This window comes from Carnobacterium pleistocenium FTR1 (assembly GCF_000744285.1).
GTDB classification, from domain to species: domain Bacteria; phylum Bacillota; class Bacilli; order Lactobacillales; family Carnobacteriaceae; genus Carnobacterium_B; species Carnobacterium_B pleistocenium.
Genome location: NZ_JQLQ01000002.1, coordinates 1464495 through 1482800 on the forward strand (window position 1 = coordinate 1464495; position 18306 = coordinate 1482800).

The 18306-nt window shown below is 35.8% G+C and carries 16 protein-coding genes; all 16 read right to left on the reverse strand.

All coding sequences use genetic code 11. The features are described 5' to 3' along the window. Nucleotides 1-337 precede the first annotated feature (337 nt). The 16 genes from dnaJ to rimP all read right to left on the reverse strand — a co-directional run bounded on the left by dnaJ (nucleotide 338) and on the right by rimP (nucleotide 18282). Entirely contained in the window at nucleotides 338-1501 is a 1164-nt protein-coding gene (gene dnaJ, locus BP17_RS07180; protein ID WP_156956016.1) for a molecular chaperone DnaJ, read from the reverse strand. Nucleotides 1502-1633: 132 nt separating this feature from the next. Next, a complete protein-coding gene (dnaK, locus tag BP17_RS07185; protein WP_035052975.1) occupies nucleotides 1634-3472 on the reverse strand; it encodes a molecular chaperone DnaK in 1839 nt (612 codons plus the stop codon). A 48-nt stretch (nucleotides 3473-3520) separates the two neighbouring features. Continuing rightward, entirely contained in the window at nucleotides 3521-4099 is a 579-nt protein-coding gene (grpE, locus tag BP17_RS07190) for a nucleotide exchange factor GrpE (protein WP_035052977.1), read from the reverse strand. 19 nt (nucleotides 4100-4118) lie between these two features. Continuing rightward, nucleotides 4119-5156 (reverse strand): heat-inducible transcriptional repressor HrcA, encoded by a 1038-nt coding sequence (hrcA, locus tag BP17_RS07195; protein WP_035052979.1) that lies wholly within the window; start codon nucleotides 5154-5156, stop codon nucleotides 4119-4121. 302 nt (nucleotides 5157-5458) lie between these two features. After that, nucleotides 5459-6838, reverse strand: a complete 1380-nt coding sequence (gene argH / locus BP17_RS07200; protein WP_035052980.1) for an argininosuccinate lyase — start codon at nucleotides 6836-6838, stop codon at nucleotides 5459-5461. Between the two features lie 42 nt (nucleotides 6839-6880). Continuing rightward, the gene (locus BP17_RS07205; protein WP_035052981.1) at nucleotides 6881-8095 is read right to left on the reverse strand and encodes an argininosuccinate synthase; all 1215 of its coding nucleotides are present in this window, start codon (nucleotides 8093-8095) and stop codon (nucleotides 6881-6883) included. A gap of 573 nt (nucleotides 8096-8668) precedes the next feature. Then, entirely contained in the window at nucleotides 8669-9631 is a 963-nt protein-coding gene (gene ribF, locus BP17_RS07210; RefSeq protein ID WP_035052982.1) for a riboflavin biosynthesis protein RibF, read from the reverse strand. A 15-nt stretch (nucleotides 9632-9646) separates the two neighbouring features. Beyond that, nucleotides 9647-10564: a tRNA pseudouridine(55) synthase TruB gene (gene truB / locus BP17_RS07215; RefSeq protein ID WP_035055287.1), complete on the reverse strand. Its 918-nt coding sequence runs from the start codon at nucleotides 10562-10564 to the stop codon at nucleotides 9647-9649. A gap of 644 nt (nucleotides 10565-11208) precedes the next feature. Then, nucleotides 11209-11610, reverse strand: a complete 402-nt coding sequence (locus BP17_RS07220; RefSeq protein WP_035052983.1) for a DUF421 domain-containing protein — start codon at nucleotides 11608-11610, stop codon at nucleotides 11209-11211. Between the two features lie 130 nt (nucleotides 11611-11740). Then, nucleotides 11741-12922: a LysM peptidoglycan-binding domain-containing protein gene (locus BP17_RS07225; RefSeq protein WP_035052984.1), complete on the reverse strand. Its 1182-nt coding sequence runs from the start codon at nucleotides 12920-12922 to the stop codon at nucleotides 11741-11743. Nucleotides 12923-13122: 200 nt separating this feature from the next. Next, complete coding sequence (gene rbfA, locus BP17_RS07230; protein WP_035052985.1) at nucleotides 13123-13470, reverse strand: 30S ribosome-binding factor RbfA; 348 nt, start codon at nucleotides 13468-13470, stop codon at nucleotides 13123-13125. Nucleotides 13471-13493: 23 nt separating this feature from the next. After that, a complete protein-coding gene (infB, locus tag BP17_RS07235) occupies nucleotides 13494-15878 on the reverse strand; it encodes a translation initiation factor IF-2 (protein ID WP_035052987.1) in 2385 nt (794 codons plus the stop codon). A 15-nt stretch (nucleotides 15879-15893) separates the two neighbouring features. Then, nucleotides 15894-16199, reverse strand: coding sequence for a L7Ae/L30e/S12e/Gadd45 family ribosomal protein (locus BP17_RS07240; protein WP_051910489.1), 306 nt, complete (start codon nucleotides 16197-16199; stop codon nucleotides 15894-15896). Continuing rightward, nucleotides 16196-16480 (reverse strand): RNase P modulator RnpM, encoded by a 285-nt coding sequence (gene rnpM / locus BP17_RS07245; RefSeq protein WP_035052989.1) that lies wholly within the window; start codon nucleotides 16478-16480, stop codon nucleotides 16196-16198. The genes BP17_RS07240 and rnpM overlap by 4 nt, the downstream gene beginning before the upstream one ends. Before the next feature lie 15 nt (nucleotides 16481-16495). Then, on the reverse strand, nucleotides 16496-17773 hold the full coding sequence (gene nusA / locus BP17_RS07250; protein WP_035052991.1) for a transcription termination factor NusA: 1278 nt from the start codon (nucleotides 17771-17773) through the stop codon (nucleotides 16496-16498). A 35-nt stretch (nucleotides 17774-17808) separates the two neighbouring features. Further along, complete coding sequence (rimP, locus tag BP17_RS07255; RefSeq protein WP_035052993.1) at nucleotides 17809-18282, reverse strand: ribosome maturation factor RimP; 474 nt, start codon at nucleotides 18280-18282, stop codon at nucleotides 17809-17811. Between the last annotated feature and the right edge of the window lie 24 nt (nucleotides 18283-18306).

Sequence of the window (18306 nt, forward strand, 5' to 3'; positions counted from 1 at the left end):
AATTCAATCACTCACCCAAAAATTCTGAAGGAATAGGATTTGCTTGTAGCCGTGTATTGGATTCAATGCGAATAGCAGCGCATTACCGCTTCAGCGATTACGCGCTGCTGAGGCTTGAAAACCTTAAGACTGTGGTTTTCAGGCTTCAGGTGGTCCCATGGCTTCACAAGCAAAACCGTTTATTCCATAAGAAATTTTTTTGAAGCATCAACACTATTTGTCCTATACCCATTTTTGGTAAGACTTGTCCACACTATTTGACGAAAATCCCTTTAAGCCAAAAGAAAGCCTAAGCTAGTGCTTAGGCTTTCTCTATACTTTATTTAAAAAAGTCAGTTCATTTCCTTTTCTTATCTGCCTTAAAAGCATCTTTTACTTTATCAAAAATAGAACCATCTTGTTCTTCAACTTCCATGCCACTAGCTTTAGCAAATTGTCTCAACAAGTCTGTTTGTTCTTTTGATAGATTCTTCGGAGTGACCAATTTAATTTTTATATGTTGATCCCCAGTGCCTGAACCACGTAATTTTGGTGCTCCTTTGCCTCTCAGACGGAAATTCGTTCCTGTTTGTGTTCCAGCAGGTATTTTTAATTTCACTTTACCATGAACAGTCGGAACTTCAACTTCATCCCCTAATGAAGCTTGGACAAAATTAATTGGCAATTCGTAATAAATTTCTGATCCATTTCGTTCAAATTGATTGCTGGCTTTGACACGGAAAACAACGTATAAATCTCCGTAAGGTCCGCCATTTTTTCCGGCTTCTCCTTGTCCATTTAAGCGCATTTGATTTCCATCTTCAACACCTGCAGGGACAGTTACTTTAACTGTATGTTTGTCTTTCGTATGTCCAGAACCATGACATGTTGGACAATGTTCTTTAATTTCTTTACCTGTACCATGACAAACATCACAGGTTTGACGAGTCATTACTCGACCCAGTGGTGTATTCCGTTCAACATTTAATGAACCTGTACCATGGCATCGAGAACACGTTACCGGGCTGGTGCCTGGTTTAGCTCCATCACCGTGACATGTTTTACATTCTTCTTCACGATTGTAACTGACCGTTGTTTCTTTACCAAAAATGGCTTCTTCGAATTCTAGATTCACTGAGTACTGTAAATCTTCTCCTTGACGAGGAGCATTTGGATTTTGTGAACGACCGCCACCAAAGAATGATTCAAAAATATCTTCAAAGCCACCGCCGCCAAAGCCGCCGCCTCCGAAGCCACCGCCGCCATAACCGCCGCCGCCACCTGCTCCAAAGTTTGGATCTGTACTTGCATGACCATATTGATCATAAGCTGCACGTTTATCCGCATTACTTAATACTTCATAAGCTTCCGCAACTTCTTTAAATTTATCTTCAGACCCAGCTTCTTTATTGATATCTGGATGAAACTTCTTTGATAATTTTCTATACGCTCTCTTTATTTCTTCATCAGAAGCACCTTTTGATACGCCTAATACTTCGTATAAATCTCTTTTAGCCATGATTTCCCTCCATCGTTACGAATAACAGTTTTTTAATGTATCCTCAAATTCGCCTTAATGAGCATAGCATATCTAGAAGAAAAAGCCAAAAGCAATTTGCCTCGGCTTTTCTCTTCCACCCTTTAATGTTAAAGATTATTTATTTTCGTCATCGACTTCTTCAAAATCAGCATCTACAACATCATCAGATCCATCTTGTGCTTGTTCTGAGCCTTCAGGATTTGCTTCTCCTTGTGCTTGAGCAGCTTGTTCATACAATTTAACTGTTAATGCTTGTACGATCTCATTTAATTCATCGCGTTTTGTTTTCATTGTTTCAAGATCGTTTGCTTCAACAGCAGCTTTCAATTCATCACGAGCTTCTTCAGCTTTTTTAACTTCAGCTTCGTCAACTTTACCTTCTAATTCGCCAATAGTTTTGTCAACTTGGAATAATAATTGATCCACTTCGTTACGTAATTCTACTTCTTCTTTACGAACTTTGTCTGCTTCAGCATTTGCTTCTGCATCTTTAACCATACGTTCGATTTCTTCGTCGGTTAAACCTGAAGATGATTTGATTGTGATTGTTTGTTCTTTTTGAGTTCCTAAGTCTTTAGCACTTACGTTAACGATTCCGTTTTTATCAATATCAAAGGTTACTTCGATTTGTGGAATGCCACGAGGTGCAGTAGGAATGTCAGTCAATTGGAAGCGACCTAATGTTTTGTTGTCGGCTGCCATTGGACGTTCACCTTGCATAACGTGTACATCAACAGCTGGTTGGTTATCAGCAGCAGTTGAGAATACTTGTGATTTGCTTGTTGGGATCGTTGTGTTACGTTCAATCAGTTTTGTAAACACGCCACCCATTGTTTCGATACCTAATGATAATGGAGTAACATCTAACAAGACGATATCTGTAACATCACCAGTGATAACTCCACCTTGGATTGCAGCACCCATTGCGACAACTTCATCAGGGTTAACTGATTTATTTGGTTCTTTTCCTGCTTCTTTACGTACAGCATCAATAACAGAAGGAATACGTGTTGATCCACCTACTAAGATAACTTCATCAATTTCAGATGTAGATAAGCCTGCATCTTTAAGAGCTTGACGAACAGGTCCTTTCGTACGTTCAACTAGGTCATAAGTTAAATCATCAAATTTAGCACGAGTTAAGTTGATTTCCAAGTGTAACGGTCCAGCTTCTCCAGCAGTAATAAATGGTAGGCTGATTTGTGTTGAAGTTACGCCTGACAAATCTTTTTTAGCTTTTTCAGAAGCATCTTTCAAACGTTGAACGGCCATTTTATCTTTAGATAAGTCAACACCGTTTTCTTTTTTGAATTCAGCTACTAAATAGTTCATGATTTTGTTATCAAAATCATCTCCACCTAATTTGTTGTCTCCAGCAGTAGACAATACATCAAAAACGCCATCTCCTAATTCAAGAATAGAAACGTCAAATGTACCTCCACCTAAGTCAAATACTAGAATTTTTTCTTCTTTGTGTGTTTTGTCTAAACCATATGCTAATGCAGCAGCAGTTGGTTCATTTACAATACGTTCAACTTCAAGACCAGCGATTTTACCAGCATCTTTAGTTGCTTGACGTTGTGCATCATTAAAGTAAGCAGGAACAGTAATAACAGCTTTATCAACTGTTTCTCCTAGGTAGCTTTCAGCATAACCTTTCAAGTATTGCAGAATAGTTGCAGAAATTTCTTGTGGAGTGTATTTTTTGCCATCAACTTCAACTGAGAAGCCAGCTTCACCAATATGACGTTTGATTGAACTAATTGTATTTGGATTTGTTACAGCTTGACGTTTTGCAACTTCTCCTACTTGCATTTCTCCATTTTTAAATGCTACTACTGATGGAGTTGTACGGTTACCCTCTGGATTCGGAATAATTTTTGCTACTCCGCCTTCTAATACTGCAACTGCTGAATTTGTTGTTCCTAAGTCAATACCTATCATTTTACCCATTATAAAATCCCTCATTTATTTATTATTTTTTAAAACATGTTTTAATCTTTATTGAGCAACGATAACCATTGCTGGGCGTAATACCCGTCCTTTTAAATCATACCCTTTTTGTAAAACTTGTACAACTATTTCACTTGTTTGACCTTCTTCAACCGGAACTGTTTGAACAGCCTGATGGAAGTTTGGATCAAAATGTTCATTTAGTGGGTCGATAATTTCGATCCCTTCACTTTTTAGTGCCGTGTTAAGGGTATCTTTAACCATTTCGATTCCTTTTTTCAAGCTTTTCCCTTGCTCATCTGTCACTTCAATTGCTATAGCTCGTTCTAAGTTATCAATAACGGGAAGCAATTCAGTTGCTAAAGATTGAGCACGGAATTTAGCCGCATCTTCACGTTCTTTTGCATTACGTTTTTGGATATTTGCCATTTCAGCTTGTACACGCAAATATTTATTTTCCATCTCTTCTAAAGCTTTTTTCGCTTCAGTAAGTTCATCCACTTCTGGTTGGTCAACTTCTACAGATTCAGTCGTTTCTTCGGGTTTAATTACCGTTTCTTCTACTGATTCTGTTGTGGGTTCTTTAACTTCTTCTTGTTCTTGCTTCTTATCTTTATTTCTAGACACATCAACAGCTCCTTTTTGATTAATCTTCTACAGAATCATAGTAGTCGATTATTTTTTTTGAAAGCTCATTTCGAAATACATCCACAAGTCCAATCATTTTTGAATAAGGCATATTTGTTGGACCTAACAATGCAATAACACCTGAACTGTATCCTTCAATGTCATAGCTTGCCGTAATTAAGCTGAACTCATTGAAAAGCTCATTGTTTAACTCCGTACCAATTTTCACGGTAATTCCAGTAGTACTCGGAATTACTAAGGAAGATAAGTCATGAGTCCCATCCATTAACGAATAAATAGACTTGAATTTTTCGACATTCAATTCATTCGAAAAATCTAATATATTCATTCTTCCACCGACATGCATCCTATCTTGTCCAGCTTTCAAAAAGACTGTTTCAAAGATATCCAAGATTCCTTCATTTGTCTTAACATACTTATTAAGTAGTAAAGGAATTTCGGTTTTCAGCCTTTTAAATACCTCCAATAACGGAAGACCAACTAATTGTTCATTAAAGATACGAACAATTTTTTCCAACTCATTAACATCCATCGATTTTGGGATAGTCACTATTTGGTTTTCGACATGGCCTTTATCTGTAACTAATATAGCCATGACTTGATACTCATTTAATGGTACCAAACGAAACCCGGTTAGAATACTCTCTTTGATTTCAGGACCTAATGTGATTGCTGTGTAACTGGTCAACTGAGAAAGCAATTCAGCCGATTGGAAAACAATCTCATCCAACTGTCTAAACTGATTTCCTAAAGCATTTTTTATAACTGCAAGTTCTTTTTTCTGAATCTTTACTGGATGTACCAGATAGTCTACATAAAAACGATAGCCTTTTAGTGAAGGAACGCGACCTGATGAGGAGTGTGTTTTTTCAATGAAGCCTAAATCTTCAAGACGTCCCATCTCAATACGAATAGTTGCTGAACTAAAATTTATTTCAGCTTCATTCATCAAAGTTTTAGATCCTATGGGTGTCTCGTGTGAAGTGTATAAACGAATGATAGATTTTAAAATTAAAATCTGTCTTTCAGTTAACATGTTGCCTCACCTCTTTTTTAGCACTTGAAACTATTGAGTGCTAATACATTTATTAATTTACCAAATATAACTGTTCCTGTCAATAATTTTTGCTTACTTTTTTGACTAATTTTGACGTTTAGCCAAAACACTGATTTTCCGCTTGATTTATTCAATTTTACCCTAGAAAAAAAGTATTAAAAATGAACTAACTCATCTTTAATACTTTTTCTTAATTATTTAGGGGTTAAAATTTTAAAACTATTTAAAACTAATGGATGAGTTGAATCAACTACATACATTTCCTGATGAGACAAGTAATCCTAATTTAACGGCAACTCTACTTTTGCTTTTTCTAGTTCAATTCTTATTTGTGCAAAACCAGTACCACCTAAAGAATTTCTGCGTTCAACCGCTACGCGAGAGTCTAACAAAGAATACACATCTTCTTGAATAATAGGAGCTGCTTCTTGAAAATCAGCTAATGAAATATCTTGTAAATAGCTGCCATTTTTCAAACATTTCAAAACAAGTTTTCCAACTATTTCATGCGCTTCTCTAAATGGAACACCCTTAGAAGCAAGGTAATCGGCTAACTCAGTTGCATTGGAAAAATCTTTTTTTGTCGCTTCATTCATTTTTTCTTCATGCACGACCATATCTTCCAACATACCAGCAAAGATAGCCAAACAGTCTTTAACGGTTTTGACGGTGTCAAACATACCTTCTTTGTCTTCTTGCAAATCCTTATTATAAGCTAATGGCAAACTTTTCATAACCGTCAATAGTGAAAATAAATTACCATATACTCTGCCTGTTTTACCACGAATCAATTCTGCCATATCTGGATTTTTCTTTTGCGGCATAATCGAGCTGCCTGTTGAGAAAGCATCCGTTAAACTAGCAAATTGATACTCATGACTTGTCCAAAGAATCATCTCTTCGCAAAAACGTGAAAGATGCATCATTAATATACTGCTGTTCGATAGAAATTCTAAGATGAAATCACGATCACTCACAGCATCCATACTATTTGAATAAACCGAACTAAAACCTAATTGTTCAGCAGTATACAAACGATCAATTGGAAAAGTCGTTCCTGCTAAAGCCGCTGCTCCTAGTGGAGAACAATCAATGCGTTTCAGACTATCTTGATATCTTTCTAGATCACGTTTAAACATATTGTAATATGCCAACAAATGATGTGCAAAAGAGATCGGCTGTGCATGTTGCAAATGCGTATATCCAGGAATAATCGTTTCAACATGTTTTTCTGCTTTTATCAGAATGACTTTTTCTAAATCTATCAGAGATTCAGAAATTTCGCCAACTTGACCTTTCAAATAAAGATGCATATCAGTGGCTACTTGATCATTCCGGCTTCTTGCAGTGTGTAATTTCCCTGCAACCGGACCAATCTCTTTATGGAGAAGCGTTTCAATATTCAAATGAATGTCTTCATTTTCAATAGAAAATACCAGCTCTTTCTTTTGAGCTTTTCCCAAAAGAATTAACAACCCTCTGACGATTTCATCTGCTTCTTCTTGAAGAATGATAGATGTCTTAGCTAACATTTTGACATGCGCTAAACTTCCCGTAATGTCTTCTTCAGCTAAAACTTGGTCTACTTCAATCGAAGCACCAAATTCATCGATCCATTTTTGATTTTCTCCTTCAAAACGGCCGCCCCATAATTTTTTCATAGTAGTTATCCCATCCTTACCTAAGTGTACGTTCTCTATCGCTTACTTATTTTTGATTGCATCCTTTGGTTTATTAACTTCTGCATGAACTTTTGTTGGCAGACCCCATAATTTAATGAATCCAACAGAAGCTTCTTGATTAAATGTATCTGAAGAAGTGTACGTTGCTAAATTTTCATCATAAAGTGAATTTGGTGATTTTCTACCTTCCACAATTGCATGTCCTTTAAACAATTTCACCCGTACAGTTCCATTTACATACTTTTGAGTCGATTTCAAAAAGGCAAGCAAGCTTTCGGTTAATGGGTTATACCATAAACCGTTATAGATCATTTCTGTTATTTTTTGTTCAATAATCGGTTTAAAATGAGCTACATCTTTAACAAAAGTCAAATCTTCTAATTCTTTATGAGCTGTCATAAGTGTTACTGCTCCAGGAGCTTCATAAACCTCACGCGATTTGATTCCGATCAATCTATTTTCGATATGATCGATCCGTCCAACTCCATGCTTGCCAGCAATGCTATTCAGCTGTTGAATCAAATCGGATAACTCATATTTTGACCCATCAAGAGCTACCGGGACACCTGCAACAAATTCAATTTCAATCATTTCAGGAGTATCTGGCGTATTTTCTAAACTTGCTGTTAAATCATAAGCTACTTCCGGTGGTGCGATCCATGGATTTTCTAAAACGCCACATTCATTGCTTCTTCCCCAAAGATTTTGATCAATAGAGAAAGGATTATCTAGATCAATTGGAACTGGAATAGCATGTTCAATAGCATATTTGATTTCTTCTTCTCTTGACCAAGTCCAATCACGAACAGGTGCAAGTACTTTTAATTGAGGAGCTAAAGAATGGATAGCTACTTCAAAACGAACTTGATCATTCCCTTTTCCTGTACAACCATGTGCTACCGCTACTGCTTTTTCTTTTATGGCTACTTCAACAAGTTTTTTTGCAATCAGTGGACGAGACAACGCTGAAATTAATGGGTATTTACCTTCGTAATACGTATGCGCTTGTAAAGCAACTAATGCAAATTCATTTGCAAATTCTTCTTTAGCGTCAATCGTATATGAAGCAGAAGCGCCAATTTTTACCGCTTTTTCTTTAATGAACTCTAAGTTTTTTCCTTCTCCAACATCTAAACAACAAGCGATGACCTCATACCCTTCATCTATCAACCATTTAATGGATACTGAAGTATCCAATCCTCCTGAGTAAGCTAAAACTACTTTTCCTTTATTCATAAAAACACCTCATCCGATTAATTTTATTGCATGAATGTATCCTAACATGGCAAAAAGATTAAAACAAGCACAAAATGTTTTTTTATGCTTTTTTTTGTATTTTTTAGCTTATATCTGAAATTAAGTTGTATATTATACGTGTTTATTCATAAAAAATGTATATAAAGTATAATTTTGAAAAACAAACAGCTTATTGTTTTATCATTTTTAAGCAAAAAAAAACAAGAAACAATTGTTTCTTGTCTAAGATATTCGGTTACTTTTGAATAAATCGTTTAATTCGGGTTTATAATTTTTAAAATTGATAGATTTAATTCAATTACCTACCTAAAAACACTAGAGGAATAGGATTTTCATGTAGCCGTGCATTGAATTCAATGCGATTAACAACAGCACGTTAACGCACTGTTGAAGTCTGAAAACCTTAAGACTGTGGTTTTCAGACTTTAAGTGGTCCCCATGGCTTCACAAGCAAAACCGTCTATTCCATAAGAAATTTTTTTGACGTATAAACACTATTTGTCCTATATCCACTTTTGGTAAGACTCATCCACACTATTTGACTAAGAGCTTTTAATCTTTCGGTGGTAAGTCCTTATTTTTTTCAAAAAAAGCGGCAGTATCCAATTCATCTTGTTTAAGTTGAGCGACTAAGGCATCAATCGAATCATATTTTTCTTCATCTCGTAAATAATCATACCAAAATACCGTTACTTCCTCGCCGTAGATATCATCACTGAAATCGAGGATATACACTTCTACTGTTAACGGGCGGTTTGGTTCAAACGTCACATTGTGTCCAATTGAAGCCATTCCACTATAGGCTATTCCGCCTACTAAAATTTCAACAACATATACCCCTTTACGAGGCAGTTTAACAAAGTTCTCAATCTCAATATTCGCTGTTGGAAAGCCTAACAACCTTCCTCTAGCATCTCCATGTACGACTCTTCCAGGAGTAGCATAGGCATAACCTAAGAGATTATTAGCAACAGCCATATCTCCTATTTCTAAAGCCAAACGAATACGTGACGAACTGATTTTTTCTTCTTGTAATTTTTGTTCTTCTATCACTACTACCTCAAAACGATTGTTGGCGTAGGTTGGTAAATGAGCCATCGAAGCGACTTCTTTTTTACCAAAAGTATAATCGAAACCCGCTACAACGGTTTGTGCATGTAATCCAACAATATATTGATCTACAAAATCTTGTGGATTCAATCCAGCAAATGCAGATGTAAAATCTACTTCATAAAGATAATCAACACCAATTTTCTCCATCAATTGTTCTTTACGAGAAACAGTCGAAAGATATTTATGTTGATCAGGATTTAATTTTTTAAAAACGATCGAAGGATGTTGATTAAACGTCATAACAGCTAATTTAAAATTATTTTTATCAGCAATACTTTTTGCTCTGCCGATTACTTCTCGATGACCTCTGTGTACACCATCAAAAAAACCTAAAGCTAACACTACTTTGTCTTCAGGAATTTCATTTGCTCGATACGGATGGTGCAGTTTAATGATTTCCATAGTGTAAAAACTCCTCTATAAATTATTCCGTAACACTTTGATTGGCTTTAAATAATCTGCTTTTTGCGGGTGAACAGCATAAATACTAACTGCTTTTTGCAAATAAGTAAAGACTACTGGCATAGGTAAATCAGCTGGAATGGTATCAATTGGCAACACCGCACCGTCTTTAACTTTGTTCCATAAAGGTTCATCAATAGCGAATGAAGCCAACTCTTTCAAACCAAATTCTAAAGGAAATAAAGCTTCTTCGATTTCTTCTTGTTCCATTTTTTCAGCAACTTGGGCTAACGTTAAACAGTCACTCGCTTTAAACGTTCCGCTAAGTATACGTGTTAAATCAGACATATGAGCTGGATACCCAAGTTTTTTACCTAAATCTACAGCTAATGTGCGAACATAAGTCCCTTTTCCACAAGCTACCTCAAATTTCCAAGAAACGGTTCCGGTTTCTTTATCGATAACTATATCTGATGTTCGTTTAAATTGCTTTATATCTGCAATTCGTTCTGGTCGTTCAACAGTTTCGCCAGCTCTAGCATACTCATATAATTTTTTTCCATTTACTTTTACAGCTGAGTACATTGGTGGAATTTGAGTGATTTTTCCTTCCATGTTTTTCATAGCCGCATCAATAGCAATTAGTGTTGGTATTTCTTGCACTTCGACTTGCTCAACGATTTCACCGCTGCGGTCCTCTGTGGTTGTTGAATAGCCAAGTGTAATTTCGCCTATGTAACCTTTACCTGTTTCCATCATATATTCCACAACTTTTGTAGCTTTTCCAACACAAATAGGCAATACACCGTCGACATCTGGATCCAAAGTACCTGTATGTCCAATTTTTTTTGTTTTTAATATTTTTCTAAGTTTAAATACACAATCATGGCTAGTCATGCCACGTTCTTTCCATAAAGGGAGAATACCTTCCATTACTTGATCCCAACCTTCCATTTTTCAACTCTTCAAGTATACCACAATTTCAGAAAATTCGTCAGTCACTAAAAAAGACAAAACCCTAAATTCCGCTAGTTTTCAATTGGAAATTTGCTGTTAAATAGGGTGCTTTAGGAGAATTATAAATGGGACTATTAAAACAGTGAAAGAGTCTACCTCTCGATTATCCAAAAAAGAATTAGACAACTAAGCGATTATGTTTGTACTTTTAGCCACAATATTAGGATATCTACATTATGATGACATTTCTCTTTTTAATGCGGAGTTCTATACGTGATAAATGAAAGCCTAGATTGTCCTAGTCCCCTCAACCGTTTATTAGCCAACCAACAGAAGGTTTATACTTAATTAGGAGTAGCCAACACCCTTATATCTATTTAATTTTAGGAGTAAAAAAGAGACTTAAAAGTTCAATTTTTTCATTATCTGATATAGGAAAAGGATTGAAAAATTTCTTCCCGACCCTTTTCATTTTAAATATTTCCTGATCTCTCCTTCATAATCTAGACTCACATCTGTAACAACTGAGAGATTTCCATTAGATTCTAGCACTACCGCAAAAACCTTATCTGAAGAACATCTAGCTTGGGTTCGAATAGCAGCATAAATATCTTCTTTAGTTACTCGACTTTTTTCATGCTACTTTCTAAGAAATCACCTTCTAAAAATAAAACTTTTGGAGGCGGGTTGATAAATTTTGAAAAAAAAGACCATTTACTAATGATTTTTGAAACGAAAAATTGCAAGAATAAAAGTACTATAATAGCTGAAAATCCATTCACTATAGTCACGTCTTTTAAAATCATAGTAGATGATATGGTTGATCCTATCGTAAACGAAGTGATCATATCCTGAATACTCATGTTTGAGACACTTCTATTTCCAAAAATCCTTAAGCTGGCCATTAACAATATGAAAGTTATAATTGTTGAAAAAATGATTCTAATAATTGGTGTCCAACTATCAAATAAAAGTTTTGGTATTCCTATTTCTGTTTGGATAGTTATCAAAAAATCCGACATCTAACATCCTCCTTTAAGTAGTCAGTGTAGATAAAAAGTTAAAGAGTAAAGAATTCAAATAAAGGATAAAACATACAAACAAAAATCAGTTGTATGTTTTATCCTTACATTATTTTATTGCCTAGCATTGTCAAATTGTGGGGATTTTTAAAACTTGACCAACTTTTATTATATTTGCACTAGCCAATTTGTTTACTGTGACGATCGATTGAACGGTCACACCATATCTTTTAGCAATACTGTAAAGAGTATCACCAGACTTAACCGTGTAATTAACGGTGGTTGGTACCGGTTTGGGAACAGTCGTTCCTGTTTTAGCAGGAATCTTTAGGATTTGGCCGATTTTTAGGATATTAGGATTGGTCAATTTATTGGCCGACACTAACTGTTGAACGGTTACGTTATATGACTTAGCAATCTTGGTTAAGGTATCACCTGCTTTGACGGTATAGTTAGTAGTCGGAATAATAAGAAGTTGGCCGACACGAATCACGTTTATATTGGTTAATTTATTAGCTGTTGCCAATTGTTGAACAGTTACTCCGTAAAGACTGGCAATTTTAGTTAAAGTCTCACCGGATTTAACAATGTGTTGACCGCTAGTAGCTGTTTGTGTGCTAGTAGACAACATTTGCCCGATTGTAACGAAGCTGTATCCTTTAGCCTTCAATTGGTTGATCATATTTTGGAGTGCTCCTGGGGTACCTGTAGCACCTTCTCCTGCATGCATCAAAACAATCATTCCTGGAGTTGCGTTATTTACAACTTTACTCGTGATTGCGCTAGAAGAGACCCCTTTCCAATCGACTGTATCAATTGTCCAACCAATCGTTTTTGTATAGCCTAAATTACCAACTGTTAACAATGAAGTTGCATTCATTGAGCCAAAAGGTGCACGAAAATAGGGTTTAGTAGTCTTTCCACTAATCTTTTTAATAACAGCTTCCCCTTTATCTAATTCCGTTTTGATCTGAGCTGCACTTATTTTAGTAAAATCAGGATGAGAATATGAGTGATTGCCAAATTGATGACCTTGGTCAGCAATATTTTTGATTAATTGCGGATGATTTTCTGCTGCTTTACCAGTAACGAAAAAAGTAGCTTTGATTTTATTCGTGTTTAAGATCTGTAGAATTTTAGGAATATTTTTACCATCTGAACCATCATCAAACGTAAGAGCGACTATTTTAGATGTTGTATTCCCTTTAGTTATATATTGAGAGCTGGCAGCAGTGACCGGTAAAGCGAAAGTTAAACTGAATAAGAGCATGAGTGTCAGTAGAAGACTAGCCAATCCAATTCTAAACCGCATGTTACTCACCCCTTTATTTTTTAAAGTAAGTTTTTTCAATGCATTTTCACTTTAGGTTCCTAGCTCTCCTTTCACTCTTATTATACCACCTCAGACAATTATTTAAACTTTAATGGACTTCTCTATTTATTGTATTTTACTTTTTCTAGTTAAAAAAAACCCCCAAAAGTTACCCTTTGGAGGTTAAAACGAGATTTTTATTAGTCTTTATTTAAATTACGCAACAATTCATCAATACGATTTCCATATTCAACAGATTCATCACGTTCAAAACTTATTTCTGGTGTTTTATAAAGCGTCAAACGCTTGCCTAATTCACTTCTAACTAAGCCAGAAGCTTTATCTAATCCTAATTGCGTTTTTTCACGGTCACTAGCTTTATCAGATAAAATACTGTAGAAAACAGTTGCTTGTTGAAGATCACCGGTTACACGTACGTCGGTTATATTTACATCAGCAACTCGGGGATCTTTCACACGTTTCTTCAAGATATCATTTACTTCTCTTTGAATTTCTTGTGAAACACGTCCAATTCTGTGATTTGCCATGTTTAACCCTTCTTTCTTACGTATTACTTACGTTTAATTTCAACCATTTCATAAGCTTCAATAACATCATCCACTTTAACTTCGTTGTAATCTTTGATCATAAAGCCACATTCAAAACCTTTTTTCACTTCTTTAGCGTCATCTTTAAAGCGTTTCAAACTTGCCAATTCGCCTTCGAAGATTACGATATTATCACGAACTAAGCGGATACCGCTGCTACGTTTGATAGTACCATCTGTAACAAATCCACCAGCAATCGTACCAACTTTAGATACTGTAAATGTTTCACGAACAACAACTTGTCCGGTTATTTTTTCTTCGTATTCAGGGTCTAATAGACCTTTCATAGCTGTTTCAATTTCATCAATTGCATTGTATATGATACGGTGCAAACGAATATCAACTTGTTCTTGATCAGCTTGAACTCTAGCTTGTGGAGTTGGACGAACATTAAAACCAATAATGATAGCATTACTTGCAGCTGCTAAAGTAACGTCACTTTCATTAATTGCTCCGACTGCAGTGTGAATCATTTTCACACGTACGCCTTCTACATCAATTTTTTGTAAACTTGAAGCTAATGCTTCTGCAGAACCTTGTACATCTGCTTTTATAATAACATTGACTTCTTTTAGTTCTCCTTCTTGCAAGCTAGAGAATAAATTGTCGATCGTTACACGATTCGTTACTGAACGTTGCTCAGCCATTGCTTTCTTCTCACGTGTTTCTCCTGCTGCACGAGCAGTTTTTTCATCTTCAAAGACAACAAACTGATCTCCTGCTTGAGGAGCAGTATTCAATCCTGTGATTTCAACTGGAGCAGAAGGTCCAGCATGTTTTACGCGACGACCTTTTTCGTTTACCATTACACGAACACGTCCGTAAGTATTTCCGACTACGATTGGATCTCCTACGTTCAATGTTCCCCCTTGAACAAGCAAGGTTGCAATTGGACCTTTTGATTTATCTAATCTTGCTTCAATAACTGTACCGATTGCTAAGCGTTTAGTATCTGCTTTTAAATCTTCAACTTCAGCAACAAGTAAAATCATTTCTAGTAATTCTTCTAAGTTTTGTCCTAATAATGCTGAGATTTCAACGAATATAGTGTCTCCGCCCCATTTTTCTGGAACTAAACCATATTCAGTTAATTCTTGCATTACGCGTTCAGGATTTGCATCCGGTTTATCAACTTTGTTGACCGCTACGATAATTGGAACTTCTGCGGCTTTAGCATGATTGATAGCTTCAACTGTTTGCGGCATAACGCCATCATCTGCAGCTACAACGATAATTGTGATATCCGTTACATCTGCTCCACGAGCACGCATTGTTGTAAACGCAGCATGACCTGGTGTATCCAAGAAAGTAATGATTTTTCCATCAACATTGACTTGATAAGCACCAATATGTTGTGTGATTCCGCCGGCTTCGCCTTGCGTTACTTTCGTATTTCTAAGGGTGTCTAACAATGTTGTTTTACCATGGTCAACGTGTCCCATGATTGTTACGACTGGTGGACGAGCCATAAGATTTTCTTCAACAACTTCTTGATCAAAATAAGCAGTTAAATCAGAAACGTCTACTTGAACTTTTTCTTCTGTTTTAATGCCATATTCTTCAGCTAGCAATTCAATAGCTTCTTTACCTAGACTTTGATTTAAAGTTGCTGCAACACCTAGCATGAATAGTTTTTTGATGATTTCAGCAGGTTCACGGTAAATCTTTTTAGAAATATCTGCTACAGTCATACCATCTGTATAAACAAGTATTTCTGGCAACTCTCTAAATTTACGAGCTACAGGAGGTGCAACAGGTTTAGTTTCACCTTTCTTACCTTTTCTCTTACGTTTATTAAATCCACCATGCGTTCCTACGCTTCCACGATTGAAAGGTCTGTTACCTGAGCGTTTACTCTTATTGACCCCTTGTGCGGCGCGTTGTGGTGTTTGACCAGTTGCCCCTGTTTGAGCAGCTGGAGCATTTGTTGCTGGTTTGTTTGTTGCAGCTGGTTTGTTTGTTGCTGCTGGTCTGCTTGTTGCAGCTGGTTTGTTTGTTGCTGCTGGTTTGTTATTAGTTGTTGTTGGTTTATTTGTACTAGTTTGATTTTCTTTCGCCGCTGGACGGCTTGGTTGATTGGATTGATTCTTCTGATTCGTTATAGGATTACCACCTTTTTGATTTTTTATATTTGAAGTACCTGTTGATTTTTCTTGGACACTCTTACTAGGAGCTACACTACTTTTCTTATCTGAAACAAAAAAGCTATTTAGCTGTTCAACTTGTTTATCTTCCATTGAAGACATGTGACTGTTGTAGTCAATGCCAAGTTGTTTTGCTTTATCAATAACACTTTTAGTTGGTACATCTAATTCTTTGGCATATTCATATACACGTTTTTTAGCCATGATATTCCCCTCCAATTAAATTGATAATAATTCTCGGAATTTTTTTCCAAAGCCATTATCCGTGATGGTACAAATTGTTCGTTCTTTTCCTATTGCTTGGCTTAACTCACTTCTCGTAAAGTGAATTATAAAAGGAATATGATAATAATTGCATTTATCCGAGATTTTTTTCTTAGTATTTTCACTTGCATCAGTTGCTACAATAACAACTTTTGCAGACAAATTTCTAATTTCTTTTAGACTTAAATCTTCTCCAGTTGTAAGCTTTCCAGCTCTAATTGCCATGCCTAAAAGATTTAATACCTTTTGTTCTTCTATCATAAACTCATCCTAGCTTTTTGATGCGTAACATAATCCAATAATTCTTGGTAAAAAACATCACTTAGAGCTGTACCTAATACTTTATCAAGCACATGTTTGTCCCATGCAGATTGTACGATATCAGGTTCAATCGAGACATAAGCTCCTCGCCCAGGCAATTTTCCACTTGGATCGATAGATACATGATTTTCTTTATTGATAACAATTCGAATCATCTCTTTTTTAGGCTTCATTTCATTAGAAACGATGCATTTTCGCATAGGAATTTTACGTTTTGGCATTATCTTCACCTCTTGTTAGTCTTCCAGGTTATCTCGTTCTTCAGCTAATTCAATCAATTCTTCAGTTGCTTCAGCATCTAAATTTCCTTCTTCAACGTCAGCATCGATTGAGATTTCGTCAAATTGAGTATCTAGATCTTCAACAGATTCAATGATTTCTTCTTCATTCATTTCTTGTTCTTGACTATCAATAGCTTCAATGACTTCAGCATACTCAACATCTTTTTCTAATCCAACTTCTTCTTTAGCCATATTTATAGCTGCCATATCAGTTTCAGATTTAATATCGATTTTGTATCCTGTTAGTTTAGCCGCTAATCGAGCATTTTGACCTCGTTTACCAATAGCAAGAGACAGCTGGTAATCTGGTACTACTACCAAACAGCTTCCGGCAGCTTCGTTAAACGTTACACTGACGACTTGAGCAGGATTTAACGCATTTCCAATATAAGTTGCAGGATCAGCATTCCACTCTACTATGTCCATGTTTTCGCCTTTTAGCTCATTCACAATAGCCTGTACACGTTGTCCTTTAGGCCCAACACATGTACCAACTGGATCAATGTGTTCATCTCTAGAACGAACAGCTACTTTAGCACGATCTCCAGCTTCTCTAGCAATCGAAACGATTTCGACAACTCCATCATAAATTTCAGGAACTTCTTGTTCAAATAGACGTTTCAATAAATCAGGATGACTACGACTAACGAAAATCTGTGGTCCTTTTGACGTATTTTCAACTTTTGTTACGTAAACTTTTATACGATCATGAGGTTTGTAAACTTCATTAGGTATTTGTTCTTGTTTAGATAAGACAGCTTCGATTTTCCCTAAATTAACATAAATATAACGGTGATCTTGTCTTTCAACAATACCTTGCATGATGTCATTTTCATAAGCAATGAACTCATTGTAGATAATATTTCTTTCAGCTTCTCGTACACGTTGCATGATTACTTGTTTAGCTGTTTGAGCAGCAATTCTCCCGAAGTCTTTTGGTGTTACTTCAAAACGAATTTTATCGCCTAACTCATAGGCTTTATTTAATTCCAAAGCTTCTGCAATGCTTACTTCCAAACGAGAATCATAAACGACATCTGCAACTTCTTTAACAGAATAAACATGAATATTCCCTTTTTTTAAATCAAATTCAACCTCAACGTTTTGTGCTTGATCATAATTTTTTTTGTAAGCTGAAATTAAAGCAATTTCTAATGCTTCAACAACGAATTCCTTAGAAATTCCTTTTTCTTGTTCTAAAGCATCAAGAGCATTTAACATTTCTTTGCTCATTTTTAACTTCTCTCCTATCTCTAACAATCATTTAATTAAAATTGAATGGCTCTTCTAGCCTTTGCAACAATTTTTCGGTTTATTTCGATATCTTTTACTCTCGTTTTAACGCGAATAGTCAACGTCAACGTTTCATCATTCACTTCTTTTAGTATGCCTTCATATGTTTTTTCATCATCTATTGGTTCATATAAAGAGACATGAATGTATTCTCCAACTGCGTTTATATAATCTTCTTCTTTTTTTAGTGGTCTTTCAGCTCCAGGTGATGAAACCTCCAAAAAGTATGCTTGCGGTATAGGATCTGGGCTAATTCCATCCATTCGTTCACTTATTTGTTCGCTAACTAATGCGCAATCTTCTAAATCAATTCCTTCAGGTTTGTCAATATAAACGCGTAAGAACCAATTCTTGCCTTCTTTGATAAATTCTATATCTGCTAATTCAAACTGATTTCTTTCAACAATAGGTTGCACGATTTCAGTTACTGCTTCTATAACATTACTCAACTTTTTCGCCTCCTTATAGTTAGT